The organism is Arthrobacter globiformis NBRC 12137 (assembly GCF_000238915.1).
Lineage (GTDB): Bacteria > Actinomycetota > Actinomycetes > Actinomycetales > Micrococcaceae > Arthrobacter > Arthrobacter globiformis.
The window spans coordinates 71094-91491 of sequence record NZ_BAEG01000078.1; the positions used below are offsets into that span (position 1 = coordinate 71094).

22 protein-coding genes are annotated in these 20398 nt (G+C 67.1%); 12 read left to right on the top strand and 10 right to left on the bottom strand.

The genetic code is table 11. The features are described from left to right. Positions 1-59: 59 nt before the first annotated feature. Together ARGLB_RS14615 and ARGLB_RS14620 are read right to left on the bottom strand one after the other, a co-directional pair. Positions 60-716: a nitrobindin family protein gene (locus ARGLB_RS14615; RefSeq protein ID WP_003803876.1), complete on the bottom strand. Its 657-nt coding sequence runs from the start codon at positions 714-716 to the stop codon at positions 60-62. 163 nt (positions 717-879) lie between these two features. Further along, entirely contained in the window at positions 880-1671 is a 792-nt protein-coding gene (locus tag ARGLB_RS14620; protein WP_043419264.1) for a hypothetical protein, read from the bottom strand. 221 nt (positions 1672-1892) lie between these two features. Here ARGLB_RS14620 and ARGLB_RS14625 point away from each other — a divergent pair, with 221 nt between their 5' ends. The 11 genes from ARGLB_RS14625 to asd all read left to right on the top strand — a co-directional run bounded on the left by ARGLB_RS14625 (position 1893) and on the right by asd (position 12305). After that, positions 1893-2591, top strand: coding sequence for a winged helix-turn-helix transcriptional regulator (locus ARGLB_RS14625; protein ID WP_003803880.1), 699 nt, complete (start codon positions 1893-1895; stop codon positions 2589-2591). Between the two features lie 273 nt (positions 2592-2864). Beyond that, the gene (mshD, locus tag ARGLB_RS14630) at positions 2865-3836 is read left to right on the top strand and encodes a mycothiol synthase (RefSeq protein ID WP_003803883.1); all 972 of its coding nucleotides are present in this window, start codon (positions 2865-2867) and stop codon (positions 3834-3836) included. A 105-nt stretch (positions 3837-3941) separates the two neighbouring features. Then, complete coding sequence (locus ARGLB_RS14635) at positions 3942-6191, top strand: RNA degradosome polyphosphate kinase (protein WP_003803884.1); 2250 nt, start codon at positions 3942-3944, stop codon at positions 6189-6191. Positions 6192-6202: 11 nt separating this feature from the next. Continuing rightward, positions 6203-7174 (top strand): NUDIX hydrolase, encoded by a 972-nt coding sequence (locus tag ARGLB_RS14640; protein WP_003803885.1) that lies wholly within the window; start codon positions 6203-6205, stop codon positions 7172-7174. A 68-nt stretch (positions 7175-7242) separates the two neighbouring features. Continuing rightward, complete coding sequence (locus ARGLB_RS14645; RefSeq protein WP_003803887.1) at positions 7243-8046, top strand: thymidylate synthase; 804 nt, start codon at positions 7243-7245, stop codon at positions 8044-8046. Further along, positions 8043-8627 (top strand): dihydrofolate reductase, encoded by a 585-nt coding sequence (locus ARGLB_RS14650; protein WP_043419266.1) that lies wholly within the window; start codon positions 8043-8045, stop codon positions 8625-8627. Before ARGLB_RS14645 ends, ARGLB_RS14650 begins: the two co-directional genes overlap by 4 nt. Before the next feature lie 3 nt (positions 8628-8630). Further along, a complete protein-coding gene (locus ARGLB_RS14655) occupies positions 8631-8849 on the top strand; it encodes an NF038396 family protein (RefSeq protein WP_003803890.1) in 219 nt (72 codons plus the stop codon). A gap of 118 nt (positions 8850-8967) precedes the next feature. After that, entirely contained in the window at positions 8968-10047 is a 1080-nt protein-coding gene (locus ARGLB_RS14660) for a WXG100 family type VII secretion target (RefSeq protein WP_003803892.1), read from the top strand. 9 nt (positions 10048-10056) lie between these two features. Continuing rightward, positions 10057-10710, top strand: coding sequence for a hypothetical protein (locus tag ARGLB_RS14665; protein ID WP_003803895.1), 654 nt, complete (start codon positions 10057-10059; stop codon positions 10708-10710). After that, positions 10697-11098: a hypothetical protein gene (locus tag ARGLB_RS14670; RefSeq protein ID WP_003803898.1), complete on the top strand. Its 402-nt coding sequence runs from the start codon at positions 10697-10699 to the stop codon at positions 11096-11098. Before ARGLB_RS14665 ends, ARGLB_RS14670 begins: the two co-directional genes overlap by 14 nt. A gap of 76 nt (positions 11099-11174) precedes the next feature. After that, a complete protein-coding gene (gene asd, locus ARGLB_RS14675) occupies positions 11175-12305 on the top strand; it encodes an aspartate-semialdehyde dehydrogenase (protein ID WP_003803900.1) in 1131 nt (376 codons plus the stop codon). A gap of 186 nt (positions 12306-12491) precedes the next feature. Here asd and ARGLB_RS14680 read toward each other — a convergent pair whose 3' ends face one another. From ARGLB_RS14680 to ARGLB_RS14715, 8 genes are read right to left on the bottom strand one after another with little or no spacing between them, the layout of a single operon-like run. Beyond that, entirely contained in the window at positions 12492-13598 is a 1107-nt protein-coding gene (locus tag ARGLB_RS14680; protein WP_003803901.1) for a winged helix DNA-binding domain-containing protein, read from the bottom strand. A 23-nt stretch (positions 13599-13621) separates the two neighbouring features. Continuing rightward, positions 13622-14689 carry a UDP-N-acetylmuramate dehydrogenase gene (locus ARGLB_RS14685; RefSeq protein ID WP_003803904.1) on the bottom strand — a complete coding sequence of 356 codons (1068 nt, stop codon included), beginning with the start codon at positions 14687-14689 and terminating at the stop codon, positions 13622-13624. Positions 14690-14723: 34 nt separating this feature from the next. Beyond that, a complete protein-coding gene (locus ARGLB_RS14690; protein WP_003803906.1) occupies positions 14724-15992 on the bottom strand; it encodes an MFS transporter in 1269 nt (422 codons plus the stop codon). 12 nt (positions 15993-16004) lie between these two features. Next, positions 16005-16442 carry a MaoC family dehydratase gene (locus tag ARGLB_RS14695; protein WP_003803909.1) on the bottom strand — a complete coding sequence of 146 codons (438 nt, stop codon included), beginning with the start codon at positions 16440-16442 and terminating at the stop codon, positions 16005-16007. Between the two features lie 2 nt (positions 16443-16444). Continuing rightward, complete coding sequence (locus tag ARGLB_RS14700; RefSeq protein WP_003803911.1) at positions 16445-16906, bottom strand: FAS1-like dehydratase domain-containing protein; 462 nt, start codon at positions 16904-16906, stop codon at positions 16445-16447. A gap of 35 nt (positions 16907-16941) precedes the next feature. Beyond that, positions 16942-17166 carry a DUF3188 domain-containing protein gene (locus ARGLB_RS14705; protein WP_003803912.1) on the bottom strand — a complete coding sequence of 75 codons (225 nt, stop codon included), beginning with the start codon at positions 17164-17166 and terminating at the stop codon, positions 16942-16944. A 32-nt stretch (positions 17167-17198) separates the two neighbouring features. Beyond that, entirely contained in the window at positions 17199-18140 is a 942-nt protein-coding gene (locus ARGLB_RS14710; RefSeq protein WP_003803913.1) for a DUF2797 domain-containing protein, read from the bottom strand. 27 nt (positions 18141-18167) lie between these two features. After that, on the bottom strand, positions 18168-19031 hold the full coding sequence (locus tag ARGLB_RS14715; protein ID WP_003803915.1) for an HpcH/HpaI aldolase/citrate lyase family protein: 864 nt from the start codon (positions 19029-19031) through the stop codon (positions 18168-18170). Between the two features lie 318 nt (positions 19032-19349). On the opposite strand from ARGLB_RS14715, the gene ARGLB_RS14720 reads away from it, so the two are divergent. Then, positions 19350-20387, top strand: a complete 1038-nt coding sequence (locus ARGLB_RS14720; RefSeq protein ID WP_003803917.1) for an ABC transporter substrate-binding protein — start codon at positions 19350-19352, stop codon at positions 20385-20387. The last annotated feature ends 11 nt before the right edge of the window (positions 20388-20398 follow it).

The following is a 20398-nucleotide window of genomic DNA, read 5'->3' on the forward strand; positions in this document are numbered from 1 at the left end:
CAGCGCCACGGAAGCGACGGTGCGGAGGCAGCGGTTCTGAAGCAGCGGGGCGGCTGCGGTCAGCTGACCTTTTTAAGGAACGCCGAGGCGTGCGCCTCGAGGCCGTTGCCAGCCTCAACAACCGGTTCGGCAGCCGGTTGTGCAGCCGCGCCGGACGCCGACGGGCGGCCGGTGGCCACGTCCCACCGCCAGAGCAGGTTGCCATCCACCAGCCCGAAGATCCGGGTGGCCGCACTGTAGTCCTTGGAGTGGCTGCCGCGCATCACCATGTCGGTGCTTAGCTGGATCTGCGGACCCTTGATCTGCCCGTAGTACAGCTCCGAAATGCCACCCGGGTGGCTGATGGAGACCGAGATGTCGAAGCCGCCATCCTTGTTGCGGAGGGCTTCCACCTCATCGGCGCTTTTCAGCACGGGCACGATGTCCCCGGGAACCAGGCCGGGGCCGCTGTCGGCCTCCAGCTGTTTGCGCTCCAGGGCCCAAAATCCGGTCTCAACAGTGAGCGGCCGGAGCTTGGTGCCGTCCTCGTCGGTCAGCCAGCTTTCCGCACGGTACTGCAGGTACGGCAGACCGTTGTGGGTGAAGGAAACATGCTGCAGGAAGTGCTCTGAACCTTCATCTCCGGCCCCGAGCCGGCCACGGCCCTCCCACTCGCCGATGAGCCAGGAGAGGGGAACCAGTTCGGGGGTCAGGTCTGTAGGAATTTCAATAGGCACAGCCGCTACCTCTCGAAACCGCTAAGCAGGGGTTACCGCTGTCCTTTGAACAGTCGGTAGACAACAAAACCGGCAAACCAGGCCATGGACAGGCTGGCAACGCCGAGCAGGACAAGGAAGAAGATTTCAAATGCAAGTACGGACATGATGCCATCCTAACCCGTCAGGAGATGAGTAGTTTGTCTATGAAGTAGGCGAGCGAACCGACCGCCGCAATCGGCGCCAGACCCATGCCCAGGGCAGCGGGAAAGTTCAGCGGAGCGCCCCGGAGTGTCACCAGCCTGCGGAAACTGACCAGGACCGCTCCCACCACAACACCGAACACTGCGGCGGGCAAAACGGCGATGTCGGAGAACACCAGCCCGGCCAGCGGCCCGGCCAGTCCGGCCAGGGTGATGCCCAGCGGCGCAATGATCCGGTCGGGCCAGCGAATGAGGCCGGCGAGCAGTGCGACGGCGGCGCTGATGCCCGCCACCAGCACCATCTCCTTGACGCCGTTGAACCTGGCGCTGGCGATCCATCCGGAGCCCAGGCAGGACAGGAGGACCCCCACGCTGCAGCCGAGCGTCGACTCGAGGCGCTGCGCCTGGCCGGTGCCGCGCACCAGCTGGACGAGGAAGACCGCGCCGACACCCAGGGCAATGAAGCCGGGCGTCCAGTTGAGGTAGCCGGGGGCGGCGGCGAAAGAGGCTGCAACGGCAGAGCCGGCCCCTGACAGCCCGATCACTGCGGCCAGGGTTTTCTTGGCGGGGATTTCCAGGTAGTGCGGCCAGCCAACGCCGATCGCCAGGGCAAACAGCGCAGCAACCGCCAGGAGGACATCCGGGGTCCGGAAGACGCTGGCCACCAGCGTCGCCAGACCCACCAGGCCAACGACTCCAATGCTCCACGACTGGAGCGTCCGGCCTGCAGCGGCCGGGGCGCCCAGCTCGGGAGCAGGCCGCGGCGTACTCATCTCGGACTCTGCACTCAAATCTGCTGCGACCTCATCCTGGCTGTGCCGTTGACGGGCAGGGCTCGGCCCCCTGACGGTTTCAATCCTGCCCTATATGACCGCCATATGTCGTAAACAAGGCGCGCGGGTGCGGCCGATCAGTATCGGTCCGGGGGCCATTGGGTATACTCAAACATCAGCTCAGTCGCCCGACGATGCGCGGACAGCCCCTTGGAGGAACAATGTCGCACATCCTGTTACTGACCAACAGCACCGGGTCATCGGTGGACATTTTGCCTGCCTTGGAGCTCCTGAACCACCGGGTGCACATCCTCCCGGCCGAGCCCACCGCGCTGCTGGAGACAGACCCCTGCGACATCGTCCTCCTGGACGCGCGCAAAGACCTCGTGGGCGCCCGCTCACTGACCCAGCTCCTGAAGGCCACCGGCCTCAGCGCACCTCTGGTGCTAATTCTCACCGAAGGCGGCATGGCGGCCGTTTCCTCCGCCTGGGCCGTCGATGACATCGTCCTCGACTCCGCCGGCCCGGCCGAGGTGGAGGCACGGATCCGCCTCTCTGTCGCCCGGGCTGTACCGGAGCAGGATGAGGCCCCCTCCGAAATCCGGGCTGCCGGCGTCGTTATTGACGAGGCGAGCTACACGGCCCGAGTCAACGGCGCGGCACTGAACCTGACCTTCAAGGAATTCGAACTCCTGAAGTACCTCGCGCAGCACCCTGGCCGCGTATTCACCCGGCAGCAGCTCCTCACCGAGGTGTGGGGCTACGACTACTACGGCGGCACCAGGACCGTGGACGTCCACGTCCGGCGGCTGCGCGCCAAGCTGGGCGCCGACCACGAAAACCTCATCAGCACGGTGCGCAACGTAGGCTACCGGCTCACGCTGATCCGCCAGCAGGAGGACGAACTCACCGAGGCGTAGGCCTCAGGGCGCCGATATGGCCCGCCCCAGGTTGCCGGCTTCCCGGCACCGCCCGCAGCAGAAATGCAGAACGGCCCGGCTCACCAGAGCCGGGCCGTTCTGCATTTTGAACTATAAGTGGAGGACATACGGGTCGAACGTATCGAGGCCACCCCAGTGGTGGATCCCCCTCACAACCTGCCATGAATGCCGGTTGAGGTAACGACTATACGGGGGCACCGCGGCCTGTTCCAAATCGGGCGTGCGGGGGTGGCGTCCGTATAGCCTTACAGCATGAGTTCTGCGCACCCGGAGAAATGGCCCGTCCTTGTCATCAAGGGCGGCGTGGATCAAGACCTGCTGCGGGACGTCCGCGTCCTGCTGGCCGCCGCCGAGGAGTCAGACGGCAATCCTCCCGTTTCCGAACAGACCCTCGTGACCATGCGGGCAGCGGATACCGGCCCGCACACACTGCTGACCCTTGCCCTCTACGCCCCCGACGAGCAGTCGGACCCCGCCACGGCACAGGACCTGGCAGGCTTCGCCGTCGTCGTCGAGGAGCCGGACGGGACAGGCGTGGTGGAAATCGCGGTCCACCCCAGCTACCGGAACCAGGGCGTGGCGGACCGGCTCGTTGGCACGCTCAAGTCCTCCCGCGGCCTGGACGGGCTCAAGGCCTGGTCGCACGGCAACCATGAGGCGGCAGCGGATCTCGCTGCCCGGTATGGCTACGGACCGGTGCGGGAGCTGTGGAAGATGCGGCTCACCACCGCCACCGCCGACCTGCCCGACGCCGGTCTTCCGGACGGGGTCTCGATTCGCGCCTTTGTGCCAGGCAAGGACGAAGAGGCCTGGCTCGCCGCCAACCGTGAAGCCTTCGCGCACCACCCGGAGCAGGGCTCGCTGACCAGGGCCGACCTGCAGGCCCGGATGGACGAACCCTGGTTCGACCCCGCCGGCTTCCTGCTGGCCGAGGACCGGGACGGGCGGCTCCTCGGCTACCACTGGACCAAGGTGCACCCGCAGCACGGGACCCATGCGGCCATCGGCGAGGTATACGTCGTGGGCGTCACGCCCTCCGCCCAGGGCATGGGCCTGGGCAAGGCGCTGACCATTGCCGGGATCCGGCACCTCCAGCAGCAGGGCCTGCATGCCGTCATGCTGTACACGGACGCGGACAACGCCCCGGCAGTCTCGCTGTACCGGCGGCTGGGCTTCACGCGCTGGGATATGGATGTCATGTACGGGCCGCTTGAGGGACGCTGATCACCCCCTCCTGCACGCGCGCCGCCGGCCTCGAAATCATCGGGTCCCGGATGGGTGATTGCTTGTAAGGTTGAAAATAAACCCGCCAGTACTCAAGGAGAGCGCATGCAACCGGAATCCGCCGGAACAGCCACCACCGAAATCAAGGCGGCCCCTGTGCGCGCCCGGTTCGGCTCCTCCGAAGTGCCGGCGTCCCGCGCCACGCAGGACCGGATCGATATCCCCGAGTTCGCGGCCATCCTGGAACCCGAGGGTGAGATCAGCCCGGACCGGTTCCTGGACCGCGAACTGAGCTGGCTCGCGTTCAATGCCAGGGTCCTCGAACTCGCCGAAGATCCTGACCTGTACCTGCTCGAACGCGTCAACTTCCTGTCGATCTTCGCCTCCAACCTCGACGAGTTCTTCATGGTCCGGGTGGCCGGCCTGAAGCGCCGCATCGCCACCGGACTCGCTGTCCCCTCCCCCGCCGGGCTAAGCCCCGTCCAGGTCCTGGAACAAATCGGCGAGGCAGCCCACCGCCTGCAGCAGCGGCACGCCCAGGTCTACGCCGAGCAGATCCGGCCGGCACTGGCCTATGAGCACATCCACCTCATGCACTGGGACGAGCTCGACGACGAAGCCCGGCACCGGCTCAGCGCCATGTTCGCGGAGAAGGTCTTCCCGATCCTCACCCCGCTGGCCGTGGACCCCGCCCATCCGTTCCCTTACATCTCGGGCCTCTCCCTGAACCTGGCCGTGGTGGTCCGGAACCCGGTCAGCGACAAGGAGCTCTTCGCCCGCGTCAAGGTGCCGGACCAGCTGCCCCGGCTGATCTCCATCGACGGCCCCCGGGCCGGCTCGGTGCCCGGCCGTGTGGCACGGTTCATCGCCCTCGAGGAAGTCATCGCCGTGCACCTGCACCAGCTCTTCGCCGGCATGGAGGTCCTGGAGCACCACACCTTCCGTGTGACCCGCAACGAGGACGTCGAGGTGGAAGAGGACGACGCCGAGAACCTCCTGCAGGCGCTCGAGAAGGAACTGCTGCGCCGCCGGTTCGGCCCGCCCGTCCGGCTTGAGGTCACCAACGACATCAACCCGAACATCCGCGCCCTCCTGATCCGCGAGCTCGGCGTGGACGAGTCGGAGGTCTACTCCGTTCCGGCACCCCTGGACCTGCGCGGCCTGTCCGTGATCGGCGGCATTGACCGCGCGGACCTGCACTACCCCAAGCACGTGCCCCACACCTCGCGGTACCTGAATGAGTCCGAGACGTCCAAAGCCGCCAACGTCTTCGCCGCCATGCGCCGCCGGGACATCCTCCTGCACCACCCGTACGATTCGTTCTCCACGTCCGTCCAGGCGTTCCTGGAACAGGCGGCAGCGGACCCCAAGGTGCAGGCCATCAAGCAGACCCTGTACCGCACCTCGGGCGACTCCCCCATCGTCGATGCCCTCATCGACGCCGCCGAGGCGGGCAAGCAGGTGCTGGCCCTCGTGGAGATCAAGGCCCGCTTCGACGAGCAGGCCAACATTTCCTGGGCCCGCAAGCTGGAGCAGGCCGGCGTCCACGTGGTCTACGGCATCGTGGGCCTGAAGACCCACTGCAAGCTCTCCCTCGTGGTCCGCCAGGAGGTGGACGGGCTGCGCCGCTACTGCCACATCGGCACCGGCAACTACCACCCGCGGACCGCGCGCTACTACGAGGACCTCGGACTCCTGACCGCCAACGAACAGGTGGGCGAGGACCTCTCCAAGCTGTTCAACCAGCTGTCCGGGTACGCTCCGAAGTCAACCTTCAAGCGTCTACTGGTGGCGCCCCGGTCGGTACGTTCGGGACTGATCGACAGGATCGAAACCGAAATCCGCAACGCCCGCGCAGGCATTCCCGCCCGCGTGCAGATCAAGGTCAACTCCATGGTGGACGAGTCCATCATCGACTCCCTCTACCGTGCCTCGCAGGCCGGAGTGAAGGTGGACGTCATTGTCCGCGGCATCTGCTCGTTGCGCCCCGGCATCCCCGGTCTGAGCGAAAACATCACGGTCCGCTCCATCCTGGGCCGTTTCCTTGAGCACTCACGCGTCTTCGCCTTCGGCAACGGCGGCGACCCTGTGGTGTACATCGGCTCCGCGGACATGATGCACCGCAACCTGGACCGCCGGGTGGAAGCGCTGGTGCAGCTGTCCGGCGGCGAAGACACCGCCTACGTCCTGGACCTGATGCGCCGGTACATGGACCCCGAGACCTCCAGCTGGCACCTGGACAACGACGGCGAGTGGACCCGCCACCACATCGGCGAGGACGGCCGCAAGCTGGATGATGTCCAGTCCTGGCTCCTGGCATCACGCTCCCGGCAGCGCGCCGTCGCCCGGCGGTAGGAACCCGGCCTTTGAAGAGCAGCGACTCACCCATAGCGGATCAGACCGATCACCCGGGCGAGCCGGTAGCCGTCACGGCTGCCGGCGCCCTTCCTTGGCGCGTCAAGAAGGACCAGCTGGAAGTCCTCCTGATCCACCGGCCGCGGTACGACGACTGGTCCTGGCCCAAGGGCAAGCTCGACCCAGGCGAAACGGTCCCCGAGTGTGCCGTCCGTGAGGTGGAGGAGGAGATCGGGCTCGTGGCACCGCTGGGCATCCCGCTCCCGCCCATCCACTACCACGTCTCCGCCGGACTGAAGGTTGTTCACTACTGGGCCGTCCAGGTCACGGGCAATTCCCTGCGCCCGGACGGCAAGGAAGTGGACAGCGTCATGTGGTGCACCCCGGAACGGGCCGCCGGACTGCTGTCCAACCCCTCGGACCGGGCGCCGCTGGAGTACCTCGCAGCGGCGCATGCCCGCAAGGAACTGCAGACCTGGCCGCTCGTTGTCGTGCGCCATGCCAAGGCCAAACCGCGCTCCTCATGGACCAAGGCCGAGGGCGAACGGCCCTTGGCCGCCACCGGCATCCGCCAGGCGCAGGCGGTGCACCGGCTGCTGAAGGCGTGGAAGCCCCTGCGCGTGGTCACCAGCCCCTGGCTGCGCTGCGTGGCGACCATCGCCCCGTATGCGAAGTCCTCGGATGCCAAGATAAAACTGGTGAATGCGCTCACGGAGCACCGGCATGCCCGGAACCCCAAGAAGACGGCAGCCGCTGTCGACGCGCTGTTCGACAAGCAGCGTGCAGTGGTGCTGTGCACCCACCGGCCTGCGCTCCCCACCGTCCTGGGCCAGCTTGCCGGGTACATGACCCCGCGGCTCAAGGGCCTGCTGCCGGTCGCGGACCCATACCTCGCTCCGGGGGAAATGATCATCTGCCACGTAGCGCACGGCAGCAAGAGCAGGATTGTGTCCGTGGAGCAGTTCAAACCCTTCGACGACTGAGTCCTTCCGGGCAACGCAAGGCCACAAAGGGTAACCGAGTGATTTTGTGGATCCCATAGACTGGACGCGTGAGCATCCCAACGCCCTATGAAGACCTTCTGCGCGACGTCATGGCCAACGGCACGCACAAATCAGACCGCACCGGCACCGGAACCAGCAGTGTTTTCGGCCGACAGATCCGCTTTGATCTGGGCGAAAGCTTCCCGCTGATCACCACCAAGCGGGTGCACTTCAAGTCCGTGGCCGTCGAGCTCCTGTGGTTCCTGCGGGGCGACACCAACGTCAAGTGGATGCAGGACCAGGGCGTCACCATCTGGAACGAATGGGCTGACGCCGACGGTGAACTCGGGCCGGTCTACGGCGTCCAGTGGCGGAGCTGGCCCACGCCGGACGGCGGGCACATCGACCAGATCGCCGAGCTCGTGGAGAGCCTGAAGTCGAACCCGGACTCACGCCGGCACATCGTCTCGGCCTGGAACGTGAGCGAACTCAAGGACATGGCACTGCCGCCCTGCCATGCGTTCTTCCAGTTCTACGTCGCGGACGGCAAACTGTCCTGCCAGCTGTACCAGCGCTCCGCGGACATGTTCCTGGGTGTTCCGTTCAACATCGCGTCCTACTCGCTGCTGACCTGCATGCTGGCGCAGCAGACCGGACTCGAGCCCGGCGAATTCGTCTGGACCGGCGGCGACGTGCACATCTACGACAACCACATGGACCAGGTCCTGAAGCAGCTGGAGCGCGAACCGTACGAGTACCCGCAGCTGAAGATCACCCGCAAGCCGGAGTCGATCTTCGACTACACCCTGGACGACTTCGAAGTGGTGGGCTACCGGCACCACCCAACGATCAAGGCGCCGATCGCCGTATGAGCACGGAGGACACCATGGACGGGCAGGCTTTCAGCGAGGACATCGCCGCGGGGATGTCCGGAATCGGACTCGTGTGGGCCCAGACGCCTGCCGGCGTCATCGGCAAGAACGGCGACATGCCGTGGAACCTTCCCGAGGACCTAAAGCACTTCACCAGGGTCACCACAGGCCATCCCGTCATCATGGGACGCAAGACCTGGCTGTCCTTCCCGGCGAAGTACCGTCCGCTGCCCAACCGGACCAACATCGTCATCACCCGGCAGGAGAACTGGGGCAACTCGCCCGAGGCGGAGGGCGCCGTCGTCGTTAAATCCCTCGATGATGCCCTGCTGGAATCCCAGTTCGCCCCAGGCTGCGAAGCAGTCTGGATCCTCGGCGGCGGCGAAATTTTCAAGGAGTCCACGGGCCTGGCCAACGTCGCGGTGGTCACCACCATCGACGTGGATGCCGACGGCGACACGTATGCCCCGGAGCTCGGCGACGGTTGGGTGGCGGACACGTCCGTGCCCGCCGACGGCTGGCTGACGGCGGCCAACGGCACACGCTACCGGTTCACCAAGTGGAACCGTTCGGAAGGTTAGAACATGCTGCGCAAACCCGAAACCCTCTTTGTGCTCGGCTACATGCTGCTGCCGCTTCTGGCACTGCTGTCCGCGATCGTGGGCTTGACCATGATCCTGGGCGGCAACAAGATCGCCGGCATCATCGTGCTGGTGGTGGTGACGCAGGTATTCGCCTTCGGCTCCTTCATTGCCCTGCGCGCCCGCAAGAACGCGCTGCTGGAGGAGCCCGACCGCCCGTAGCGTCCGGATGGGGAGCGCTGCCCATCGCGGTGGCCAGGGGCCCGAACTAAAGTGATGGCTGGACTTAGCAGCAACCGTGCCAACGCGGAACGGTCAGGATTTGGGGGATGATGCCGGAGTGACAGGTAATTTGTGGGGCGCCGACGTCGCGCAGCTTCGCACCCTCGCGCAGCAGTTCGGAAAGGTCTCGGACACCCTGCTGCAGACGTCATCGCAGCTGACCAACCAAATCAACAACAACCCTTCGTGGAAAGGCAACGACGCCACCCAGTTCCGCTCGGACTGGAACGGCAACCACCGGGCGCTCATCCAGCGGACTGCACGGGCCCTCAAGGACGAGTCCAGGAAGCTGCTGGATAACGCCAACGAGCAGGAGAAGGCCAGCGACGCCGCCCCTGGTTCCGGCGGCGGTCCTGTGACCCTTGGCGATCCGGGAGGCTCGTGGGCAGGAACACTGGGCGGCGTGCTGCTTGGGGGCATCGGAGCGCTCAGGGCGGGCATGACCCTGCACAAGTTCATCAAGGCCCCGTTCACCCTTGCCAAGCACCTCGGGCAGTACGGCTGGGTCCTGAAGAACCAGCGCGCAGATTTCATCAAGTCTTTCCTGCAGGGCAGCCACCGCATCGGCGGCCCCGGTTTTGCGGCACACCGGCTCCTCGGCAACCCGGCCCTGGATGACCTGCTGAAGGGATCGGCGTCCGCCCACCGCGGGCTGGGGCTGATCGACAAGGCGACTGACATTGCGTCGCTGAAGAATCTGAACAAGCACATTGGCGTCCTTTCCAAGTTCGGTCCCCTCCTGGAGGAGAAACCGTGGATCGGGGCCGGCACCAAGCTCGAATGGCTGGGCAAGTCGGGCCTCGCGCGGGGACTCGGCTGGGCCGGCGTCGGCTTCAGCGCCTACGACTCCGTGAAGAGCTTTTCCGACGGCGACATCAAGGGCGGCCTCATGGGTGCCGGCAAGACGGCCCTCGGCGTTGGCTGCTTCCTGCCGCCTCCCGCCGGAACTGTCTGCCAGGTCGCCAGCGTCGGCATTGCTGTGTACGAGAACTGGGACACCATCAGCAGCGTTGGCAAGGACATCGGCGAGGGAGTCGTCAACGCCGTGAAGGACCCCGGAAAGTTCGTCAGCGACACGAAGGATACGTTGGTTGATGCAGGCAAGTCCGTGGGCAACTTCCTCGGATTCGGCGATTAGGAGACAAGCATGACTGTTCAGGAGCCAACCCAGCAGGAACCGCGCCTTGGCATCGACGTCATCGGTTTCGGCGTGGGCGAGTTCGCCTACCTGCTGAACGTTTTCGAGGGCCCGGCCCGCGACCGTTCAGTCAGCGTCTTCCGTGCCGAAGAGATGATCGACGACGTCACCCTGTCCACCGCGGGAGCGTCCTCACTGCTGGCACGTGACCTGGCTGCGGTTGACGATGACGGTGACCTGGGCGTGAAGGGCGTGGCTGCTGCTGTCGCCACTGCCCTGGGTCAGGCGACCCGGTGGACGGAGATCTCGCTCTTGACCGGCGAATCGATGGACAACGTGGCAATGCTGGAAGCACCGGGCGTTTCCTTGATGCTCCAGCCCAGGCTCCTGGGCACCTGGTTCGTTTTTGCCCAGGATCCGGCCATCTCCTCGGCTGAAGCGACGCTCCGGGTGGTCCGCCAGCATGCCGAGCAGAACCAGGGCGGGTCCGCGTACCTCGTCTTCAAGACCCTGGGTTCCGAACAGCACCTGCTGATCCGCCGTGAGGAGTCTTCCTGGACCACCGGTGTTCCGGATTTCGATAAAGACGAGGTGGATGAAACGGCTGGCCTGGATGACGCCGGACTGCTCGCCGCGATCGAGGATGCCCGTGGCGAGGCGTAGCGAGGGTGTCCCGCAGGAGCCCGGCTACGTTCCGTCCCGGACCCCTGAGGACAAGCTGATCTACCGCCGGGCCGGCAACGGCGAAATGGTGGGCTACACGCCGGCCGAATACGGCGTGCGCAAGGACGACGGCCGCGGCCTGGTCAAGCCCGTCAACAGCTCCGGCGGGTTGCTGTTCCTTTCCATCCTTCTCACCGCCTGCCTGGGAGGCCTTGTTTACGGCGTGGTCCAAGCGGCGCTCACTGATCAGTGGCACATTCTTGGCGAAGTATGGTGGGTTTTCCCGGCCTGCCTCTTTCCTTTCCTGGCGGCGTGGGCGGGCTATTTCAAGGAGCGCAGGGCCGAGAAGCTGCGCAGTGCCCGCAACCTTCCCCGGCCCGTCGACTGAGGTCTTTGCACCCGGTGCCGTTGCGGCCGTGACGTAACCGACTGCGGCCTGCCAAATCCAAAGATAAACTGGCTCAATGACTACAGCAGCTACCCCCTCCGTCGGCCTGGTCGGATGGCGCGGCATGGTCGGCTCCGTCCTGATGCAGCGCATGCAGGACGAAGGCGACTTCGCCAACATCAACCCGGTGTTCTTCTCCACCTCCAACGCCGGAGGTGCCGCCCCGTCCTTTGCTGAAGGGGCCGGCAAGCTCGAGGACGCGTTTGACGTCGAAACGCTGGCCAAGCTGCCGATTATCGTCACCGCCCAGGGCGGCGACTACACCAAGCGGGTCCACGGCGAGCTGCGCAGCCGCGGCTGGGACGGCCTCTGGATCGACGCCGCCTCCACCCTGCGCATGAACGACGACTCGATCATCGTGCTGGACCCCATCAACCGCGACGTCATCGACAAGGGCCTGGTCAACGGCACCAAGGACTTCATCGGCGGCAACTGCACCGTGTCCTGCATGCTGATGGGTCTCGGCGGCCTCTTCAAGAACGGCCTCGTCGAGTGGGGCACATCCATGACCTACCAGGCCGCCTCCGGCGGCGGCGCGCGCCACATGCGCGAGCTGCTCAGCCAGTTCGGCACCCTCAACGCCGAGGTCAGCTCGGAACTGGACGACCCTGCGTCGGCCATCCTGGAGATCGACCGCAAGGTGCTGGCGCACCAGCGCACCGACATCGACGCAACGCAGTTCGGCGTCCCGCTGGCCGGCTCGCTGATCCCCTGGATCGACGCGGACCTGGGCAACGGCCAGTCCAAGGAAGAGTGGAAGGCGGGAGTCGAGACCAACAAGATCCTGGGCACCTCGGATGAGAACCACGTGATCATGGATGGGCTCTGCGTGCGGATCGGGGCCATGCGCTCCCACTCGCAGGCGCTCACACTGAAGCTGCGCGAGGACCTCTCCGTTGCCGAGATCGAGAAGCTGCTCGACGAGGACAACGAATGGGCCAAGGTGGTGCCCAACTCCAAGGAAGCCTCAATGGCCGACCTGACGCCCGTGGCAGCCTCCGGCACGCTGACCATCCCCGTGGGACGTATCCGCAAGCTCGAGATGGGCCCGCAGTACATCAGCGCCTTTACCGTCGGCGACCAGCTCCTCTGGGGCGCCGCCGAGCCGCTGCGCCGCATGCTCAACATCGCCACCGGCACGCTGTAACGCCGCTTCGCCCTTAACCGGCCCTCCCCCGCACGACCAGCCCCCAGGGCCGTCCATGCGGGGCGGGGCCGGTTTTGCGTGTTCCGGACGCTTCCGCAAAGTTGCCGGAAGCGTTTCCCCGCCACGGAAGGTGAGGAAGCGTGCCAAAAAAGGCGACGAAAGGTGAGGGAGCGTCGTCACGGCCCGTCAGGACGCCAGGAACCGCTCGTACCTTTCGGCTGCGCGGCGGAAACCCGCCAGGGACGCCGGACCGAGGGGCTTCGTGTCGTCGAAGGGAACGGGGACGACGGCGGCCGTGCGCCCGCTCCCCTGCCTCGCCCAGGTGCCGGTCACCTCGCCGCCGGCCACGATGGTCTTCTTGAACACCCCGTTGCCGCCGGGGACGATCTTTTGCGCGTGCTCGGGCGGCAGCACGATGCTCCGGTCCGTGTAGCCAAGCACGAACTCGTCGAATCCCGGCAGGGCGAGGACCGTACGCTGGCCCGGAACACCGTCGTCCAGCAGTGCGGCGACCTCGGGCGACAGCCAGTACTGGGTTCCATCGTGGTCAAGCTCCACCAACTCGCCGCTCACCGCTGGCAGGGCACGCCGCACCTCGGTCAAAGGAATGCTGGACCACCAGGCGAAGTCGCGCAGGGTGGCCGGTCCATGGCTGCGAAGGTACCTCAGCAGCAGCTCCGCAATCCCCTCCTCACGGCCCAACTCCCGTGAGGACGTGATCCAACGGTCGAACGCAACGAACTTCTGCTGGTTGCCGTTCAGCGGCCCGTGCACCAGCGAGGCGCCCTGGCACAGCATCCAGAGCAGGTGGACCCCGCGCTGGGCCTTGGTGGCCTGTCCGGCAGCCTCGAACGCCGCGAACAGTTCCTCCCGGGTCGCGGCCCGTCCGCCGTCAACCAGGCCCAGGGCTGTCTCCCGGCAGGCCTCGACGTCGCGGCCGGTGATTTCCAGTTGCCGGTGCCGGCCGGCCGTGCCCTGGATCATCCGGGCCGTGGTGATGTTCAGGATCCAGCGCAGATCCTCGGGCGCCAGCAGGTGCAGCGTGCCCCGCATGGGCCATGACCGGACCACCGAGCCGTCCTGCAGGGCCCGGCGGACGTCGCCCAGGCCTGCGCCAGGAACACGGACGCCCACGGCCCACAGCGCTGCCTGGAGATCCTGGGCCTGCATCGCGGTCATCGCACGGACGGCCTCCGGCACGCCGTCGAACCCGGGTCCCAGGAGCCCCTGCGACGCCAGCCTCAGACGGCCCATCACCCTGGGCGGAACCCGGATCTTCACCGCAGCTGCCATGACCCCATCCTAGGGCCGCAGCGCTAGAGCGTGAGGCCGATCAGGAGCGGCTCGGGGTGCAGTTCAATGCCGAAACGCCCGACGACGCCGGCCCGCACCTCGCGTGCGATCGCCACCATGTCGGCGGCCCGGGCTGAGCCGCGGTTGGTGATGGCCAGTGTGTGCTTGGTGGACAGGGAGGCGCGGCCGCCGGACACGCTCCCGGGTTCCAGCCCGAAGCCCTTGCCGAAGCCGGCATGGTCGATCAGCCATGCCGCGGACAGCTTGACCTGCCCGTCGGCGCCACCCGGGTATCTGGGTGCGGATTCCGGGAGGCCGTCGGCAACGGAAGCGGGGACGATCGGGTTGGTGAAGAACGAACCCGTGGAGTAGGTGTCCCGGTCCGCCGGGTCCAGCACCATGCCCTTGGAGGCGCGCAGCCGCAGGACCTCGCGGCGCACGTCGTTCGAGTAGGCTCGCTGGCCCTGCTCGACGCCCAGGACCCGCGCCAGTTCGGCGTAGCGGATGGGTGCGCTCATGCGGCCCAGCGGCAGCTGGAACTCGACGGTCAGCACAACGTAGCGCGGGGAGCCGTTGACGGTGGTCTGCTTGAGGATGGAGTCCCGGTACCCGAACTTCAGCTCCGAGGCTGTGAAGGTCTTCACAGCGTTGCGCTCCCGGTCCCAGGTGCGGACCGCGGCGATGGTCTGCGAGACGTCCGAGCCGTAGGCGCCGACGTTCTGGACGGGTGTGGCTCCGGTGGCGCCGGGGATCCCCGACAGCGCCTCGAGGCCGGACCAGGCGTGGAGCACGGCGTGCTCCACCAGCGCGTCCCAGTTGTGGCCTGCCTGGACCACCACGGATACGCCGCCGCAGGAGTCCTCGGCGTTGACGGTGAACCCCTCGGAGGCGATCTTGAGGACGGTTCCGGGGAACCCGTCGTCGGAAATCAGGAGGTTGGAACCGCCGCCGATGATCAGCAGCTGCTCACCGGCGGCGTCCGCCGCGCGCACCGCCTCGATGATCTCGGCCTCGGTGCGGGCCTCGACATAAGTGCCGGCGGGACCGCCGACGGCGGCCGTGGTCAGATCGGAAAGCATTGGGGAGGTCACCAGTCCAGCCTATAGGGAACAGAAGCAGGGAAAATCAGGGCAGCTTGCGGGCCACCGGGGACAGCAGGAAGCTCACCACCAGCACGGCCATGACGGCCAGCAGGGAGTGCAGGATGCCCACGTGCTCGGCGAGCAGCCCCAGCAGCGGCGGGCCGCACAGGAACGCCCCGTACCCGATGGTGGACACCACGGACACCCGTGCGGCGGCTTTGGCGGGGTCGTCGGCCGCCGCGGACATGCCCACCGGGAAACCAAGCGAGGCGCCGAGCCCCCAGACGGCCAGGGCAGCGTAGGCCAGCCACGGCGCCGGAGCGAACACGAACAGCGCAAGCCCGACGACGGCCATGGCGGAGCACCAGCGCATCACGGGGACCCGGCCGAACCGGTCGAGCACCACCGTTCCGGCGAACCGGCCGATGGTCATGAAGGTGACGAACAGCCCGTACCCGGCGGCGCCGGCCGCGTCCGACTGGTGGTGCCCGTCGGCCAGCGCCAGGGCCACCCAGTCCCCCGCCGCGCCTTCGGCCAGCGCCAGGCCCAGCACCATGACGCCCAGGAGCAGGGTTCGCCGGTCCCGCCAGGCCTGGGCGATTTTGCGCTTGTTGTCCAGCGGGGCCCCGCCGCCGCCGTTCCCCGCCCGGATGACGGGAAGCGGCCCGGTGGAGGGGTCCTCGAAGTTGTCCGGCCGGTACGGTGCCGTGCGTTCGGCGGGGGTGACGTCCGCACGGAACCAGCGTGCCGCCGTCGTCACCGAACCGGCGACGACGAGCCCGGCGGCGGCGAGGTGCCAGAGGACCGGCACGCCCGCGCCGGCGGCCCAGGCGCCCAGCCCGGCTCCGGCAACCGTGCCGAGGCTGAACGAGCCGTGCAGCCTGGGCATGATGTGCCAGCCCATGGCCCGTTCGACGGCGGCCCCCTCCACGTTGGATGCCGTGTTCCAGCTGGCGGTGCCCAGTCCGACGACGGCCAGGCCGGCGGCAACCGCAACCGGGCTGGACAGGACGGACGTGCCGAAACCGGCCAGGACCAGGCCGCAGCCCACCATGAGGCAACCGGAACGGATGGTCCGCCGGGACCCGAGCCGCAGCACGATCAGCCCCGACGCGGAGACCGAGAGGAAGGACCCGGCCGTCATGCACAGCAGCAGCAGTCCCACCGTGCCGGGCGTGAGATTCAGGCCGTCGCGGATCGCGGGAAGGCGGGAAACCCACGACGCGAACGCGAGCCCGCTGGCGGCGTAGGCCACCACGACGGCGTTGCGCCAGAGGGTGACTTCCCGCGCCTGGACGGCGGTGGAACTCAAGACAGCATCACGTCACGCCAACCGAACCAGGGCCTGGGCCTTCACGAGGACTTTTTGGCCGTCGAACACCACGGTCAGGTCCACGCGAGCGGTGCGCGCGTCGGCATCCAGGGCGCCGACGGCACCGCTGACGTCGATCACGGCACCGGCGTCGCCGGTTCCCGTGGTGTCGGTAACCAGCACCGGCTTGGTGAAGCGGGTCTGGTAGTCGACGACGGCGGCCGGGTCACCGGCCCAGTCGCTGACCAGCTGCACGGCGGCACCCATCGTGAACATGCCGTGGGCGATGACGCCGGGAAGCTCTACGCCCGTGGCGAAGGCCTCGTTCCAGTGGATGGGGTTGAAGTCGCCCGATGCGCCGGCGTACTTGACCAGGTCCTGCCGGGTCACCTCGATGCTGCGGCTGCCGATGTCCTGGCCGACGCTGAGTTCTTCGAATGTGGGGCTCATGGCTACTGTCCCTCTCCGCGGACCAGGATGGATGACTTGGTGGTGGATACCGGCTCGCGCCCGTCCCCGTCCGTGAGCGCGAAGATCTCGCTGCGCGTGGTGATCATGGCGCCGCCGCCCATGGCGCGCACGCCGTCGACGTGCAGTTCGGCGACGAGCCGGTCGCCGGCGAAGATCGGGCGGTGGTGGGTGAACCGCTGGTCCGCGTGGACCACGCGGGAGAAGTCGATGCCGGCCTCGGGGTCCTCGATCAGCTGGGCGTCGGCGCGCTGGGCGATGATGATCGCAAACGTGGGCGGTGCCACGAGGTCGGGGTGGCCCAGGCCCTGTGCGGCGTCAACGTCGAAGTGGGCGGGGTGGGTGGCCTTGACGGCGCGGGCGAACTCGCGGATTTTCTCGCGGCCGACGTCATACACCTCTGCGGCAGGGTAGCTTCGGCCCTGCAGGTCCGGATTGATAGTCATGGGTTCAAGCCTATCGGGGCGGGCGCGCGGGTTTCCTACTTGGGGATGTTCTTCCGCACACGCTGGCCGCGGACCACCAGACCGGCCATGTGCAGCACCAGGCCCAGGCCGATCACCGGCAGGGACGCGATCATGAGCCCCTGGTTGGCGGTGACGTTGCCTGCGATGTTGAGGATGAGACCGACGGCGATGAGGCCCATCGCGGTGAAGACCAGGATTTTGTAGGATTTGGGCGCGGTGGCCCAGAATTCGTGCAGCACCGTGCCAGTTTACCCAGTCAGGCTGTGTGGGCTCAGAAAAGGGCTTCCTGCACCGCCGGCACCTCCGAGCTGTACTCCCCCGGTTCCACCAGGCGGCCCTTCAGCAGTCCGAGGTTCACCACAAAGTCCAGTTCCGAGCCGTCCAGGCCGGCCAGGCCGTGGCTGCCGCACAGGGCTCTGAGGGTGAAGCCGTGGTTTCCGCTGTGCATCGCGTGCGGGTACGCGTGCCGGGCAGCCGCCGCGCAGAGGTCCGCGGCCTGCGCCGGACGGACCCACTGCTCATCAACAATGGCAAAACCCCCGACGGCGGTGCCCGCCAGGAGCGTCCGCACGTCCTCCGCCCGGCTCCGGTTGAGGAGGTCAAGCTCATCGCCCGGGAGGGGGTCCGTCAGGGCGGCGGCCTTCGCCGCGCCGCGCACCTGCTGGGCCAGGCCAGCTTCGCTCGTGGCCAGGTCCTCCAGGACGCGCACCACCCGCCCGTCCTCTGCCAGGGCAACGTACCGGGCGACCACCGCACCCTGCTCAGCCAGCCGGTTCCATTTGCGCGGCCGTGAGGCAGTGCCGATCTTGCTGGCACCGTTGGCGAACGTGGCGACGTAGAGCCAGTGCGGCTGCATGAGGTAGTCCCGCAAGCCGGCCGGGACCCGCCCGCCCCGGTGGAAGTCGTGGATCAGCCTGGTATCGTCTGCCAGCTGGCAAGGCTCGCACTGGCTGCCCCGGAGCGCATCAGCACTGTCCGGACACGTCACGTGCCGGCGCCCGGTTGCGGAGAAAACCCTGGTGTGGCCGAGGCAGTGCCTGACCCCGCCGGCTACCCGGAATCCTAGGCGGGTGCCGGCGTCGAGAGCCATCTCAGTGAACCCGCCGGAACGGTGCTGGAGGCGCAGAACCGGCCTGCCGCCGTCGGACGCTGCGGAAACGGCCGGCGGCCCATCCCAAAAGACCCCGTGCACCAGATAACGGGTATCGGTCACGGGGTCTCCTGGTAATGCTGATGCAGACTAGAGCGCGGGCTGTACGCCAAACGCTACCGCGAGCTTCATGATCTTCTCGGCGCGGCCGAGGCGCGGCAGGTCGGAACCGTCGCGGATGACGCGGCCGTTGGCCTCGAAGTCGGCCATGAAGTCGGTGGCCCAGGCGACGTCCGACGGCGTGGGGCTGATGACCTCGTTGATGACGCTGGTCTGGTCGATGGCCAGGCAGAGCTTCCCGGTCATGCCCATCATCACCGTGACGCCGGTCTGCTCGCGCAGGATGGGGTGGTTGGTGCCCACCGTGGGTCCGTCGATGGGGCCCGGCAGGTTGCCGACGCGGCTGGCAACGACGAGCTTGGCGCGCGGGTAGGCCATGGCCTCCTGGGTGTTCGCCATGCCGGTGTCGCGGCGGAAGTCGCCGGAGCCGAAGGCCAGACGGAACGCACCCTGCGCCTTGGCGATGTGGTTGGCTTCCTCGATGCCAAGCGCCGATTCCACGAGCGGGATCACCGGCGTCTTGCCGTCCATGCGGTGGAAGGACTCGGTGACCTGGTCGGCCGATTCCGTCTTGGCCAGCATGACGCCGAGCAGCCCCGGCGTGCCGCGCAGGCCGGCGAGGTCGTCGGCCCAGAACTTGCTGGTGGCGTCGTTGATCCGCACCCAGGCCTGGCCGCCGCCGGAGAGCCAGTTCACCACGTTCTCGCGGGCAACGTCCTTCTGCGAGGGGTCAACAGCGTCTTCGATGTCCAGGATGACCGAGTCCGCGCGGGACACGGCGGACTGATCGAAAAGCTCGGTTTTCATTGCGTTGACAAGCAGCCACGACCGGGCGATCTCGGCGGGGATATTGCGTTCGTGCCGGGTGATCTCGGCTGTGGAAGTAGACGTCATGGTTCTACCGTATCGGGCGCGCGCCCGTGTGCGCGACGCAGATCGGCCCCACGGGGCAGACCAATACGAACAAAAGCCACAGTGTACCGCCATCGGAACGGCGCCCCGGCACCGCCCGTCACGGGCATTCACCGGCCGCAACGCGGCGCCTCATGACCCGCTGTTGCGCCGTGTTTCCGCGGATTTCCAAGGGTTGCCCACCGTGACCGTGGCACTTTTCCGCGTCCGCCGAGTGCGCTTACATCGATCCATCGGCCGTTGCAGCGGCCGCCAAGAACCTGGCTCACCAGCCAACCAACCCCCTGAAGGAACCCCCCAATGAAACGACACCTGACCATCCTGAGTGCTGCGGCCGCCGTCGTCATCGCCCTGACGGTGTCCGGCTGCGGCGGGAGCGCCGCCGGCGATGACAGAAGCGCCAGCGGAGCCCCCGGCGCCAATGAAGTCAAGGAGCTCCGCTACCAGGGCTGGGCCAACAACGTCACCCTTCCCGAGCTGGCGCAGGACCTCGGCTACCTGGGCGACGTCAAGCTGAACTGGGTGGGCAACACCATCAGCGGGCCGCAGGACATCCAGTCCGCAGCAACCGGCCAGACCGACTTCGGCGGCGCGTTCGCCGGCGCAGTGGTGAAGCTCGTGGAGGCCGGCGCACCGGTGAAGGCCGTCATCAACTACTACGGCGAGGACAGCAAGACCTTCAACGGCTTCTACGTGAAGGAAGACAGCCCGATCAGGACGGCCCGGGACTTCATCGGCAAGAAGATCGCGGTGAACACCCTCGGCGCACATTCCGAGGCGGTCATCAACACCTACCTCCGCAAGAACGGCCTGAGCGCGGACGAGATCAAGCAGGTCCAGCTCGTGGTGGTTCCGCCGAACGACACGGAGGAAGCCATCCGCCGCGGCCAGGTGGACGCCGGCTCGCTGGGCAGCATCCTGCAGGACAAGGCCGTCGCCAACGGCGGGCTGCGGTCCGTCTTCAGCGACTTTGACCTGTTCGGCACGTTTGCCGGCGGACCCTACGTCTTCCGGGAGGACTTCCTCGCCCAGAACCCCAACACGGTCCGGACCTTCACCACGGGTGTGGCGAAGGCCATCGAGTGGGAGCGGTCCACTCCCCGCAAGGAAGTCATCGCCCGGCTCACCAAGATCCTGAAGGAACGCGGCCGCAATGAGAACCCCGCCGCCCTGCAGTACTGGAAGAGCGTCGGCGTCCCGGCCAAGGGCGAGATCAAGGATGAGGACTTCACCCGCTGGGAGGAGTACCTGAAGTCCGCGGGCATCATCAAGGCCGACTTGGATGCCAAGAAGCTGTACACCAATGAGTTCAACGGGCTCCTGACCGACGCAAAGTAACGCCCGATTCA